The sequence below is a fragment of the Dermacoccus sp. UBA1591 genome, from assembly GCF_002322065.1.
GTDB classification, from domain to species: Bacteria; Actinomycetota; Actinomycetes; order Actinomycetales; family Dermatophilaceae; genus Dermacoccus; species Dermacoccus nishinomiyaensis.
Genome location: NZ_DCNR01000075.1, coordinates 31,704 through 32,973, shown reverse-complemented (window position 1 = coordinate 32,973; position 1,270 = coordinate 31,704). Strand labels below are relative to the sequence as shown.

At 68.2% G+C, this 1,270-nt stretch carries 2 protein-coding genes and 1 pseudogene; 2 read left to right on the top strand and 1 reads right to left on the bottom strand.

The genetic code is table 11. The annotated features are described in order from the left end of the window. Positions 1-207 (top strand): annotated as a pseudogene (locus B2284_RS07830) (2,3,4,5-tetrahydropyridine-2,6-dicarboxylate N-succinyltransferase); the annotation flags it as partial. A 131-nt stretch (positions 208-338) separates the two neighbouring features. After that, entirely contained in the window at positions 339-587 is a 249-nt protein-coding gene (locus B2284_RS07825; protein ID WP_038567243.1) for a hypothetical protein, read from the top strand. Between the two features lie 191 nt (positions 588-778). Here the strand turns inward: B2284_RS07825 and B2284_RS07820 are convergent. After that, positions 779-1,270 (bottom strand): citrate/2-methylcitrate synthase (locus tag B2284_RS07820; protein ID WP_286697352.1); only part of this gene is annotated, 492 nt, incomplete at its 5' end.

Sequence of the window (1,270 nt, the reverse complement as noted above, 5' to 3'; positions counted from 1 at the left end):
CTCGGTGACGACTGCGTCGTCGAGGCCGGCCTCTACCTCACCGCCGGCACCAAGGTGACGATGCCCGACGCCACCGTCACCAAGGCCGTCGAGCTCTCCGGTGGCGCCAACATGCTGTTCCTACGCAACTCCGAGACGGGCGCGGTCGAGTGCCGCGCCCGCGCCGGTAGGGGCATCGAGCTCAACGCGGACCTGCACAAGAACTGACGCCGCAGGCGGGCATGCGGGCTCGCGGCCATCCGAGCCGCGGCGCCTCGCGGCATTTCATCACCCGTTCAACCCCACGGACCGTCAGCCAGGCGTCACACTGTGAGCGCCCCACGCACGAGGAGACGACGATGACGAGCCACCCCGACCGAACGCACCTGGACGGCCCGACCCCACGCGAGGATCTGCGGGAGCTGCACGAGACGCGGGTGCCCGTCAGTGAGCGCGACCAGGTCCGCGAGAGTGGCTTCGACGCCTACTCGGCGCCGGAGCTGCAGGCCGCGTCGTCGATGAGCGGCGCGAGCAGGATGCAGCGCATCGTCGCGCTTTTCCTGCTGCTGGGCCTGCTCGCGACGTTCGGGATCGCGTTCATCGGCTGACGCCCGCCGCTCGCCGCTGCGGCCCCTTGAACCGGCAGCGCGCGCCCTTGCGTGTGGCGACGCCCCCGTCCCCGACTCGGGGAAGGCCGTCGTACCGGCCGGACGTCAGGCATGAGGGAGGGGCTGCTCACCCTCGATGGTGAACAGCCCCTTCGTCCGACGGTGCGAGCGCGATCAGCGCCGCGCCGGCGTCACTTCGTCGGGTAGTCGCGCTCGGTCGCGCCGACGTACACCTGACGCGGACGGCCGATCTTCTTCGCCGCGTCCTTGTTCTGCTCACGCCACTGCGCGATCCAGCCGGGCATGCGGCCGATGGCGAACAGGACGGTGAACATGTTCGTCGGGAAGCCCATCGACTTGTAGATGAGACCCGTGTAGAAGTCGACGTTCGGGTACAGCTTGCGCTGCACGAAGTAGTCGTCCTTCAGCGCGCGCTCCTCGAGGCCCATGGCGAGCTCGAGCTGCTCGTCCTTGCCGTTCTTCTCGAGGATCGAGTGCGTCGCCTTCTTGACGATGGCGGCGCGCGGGTCGTAGCTCTTGTAGACGCGGTGGCCGAAGCCCATGAGCTTCACGCCGTCGACCTTGTTCTTCACCTTGTCCATGAAGTCCTCGGCCGAGTCGCCCGTCGACTGGATCTTCTCGAGCATCTCGAGAACAGCAGAGTTCGCGCCACCGTGCAGCGG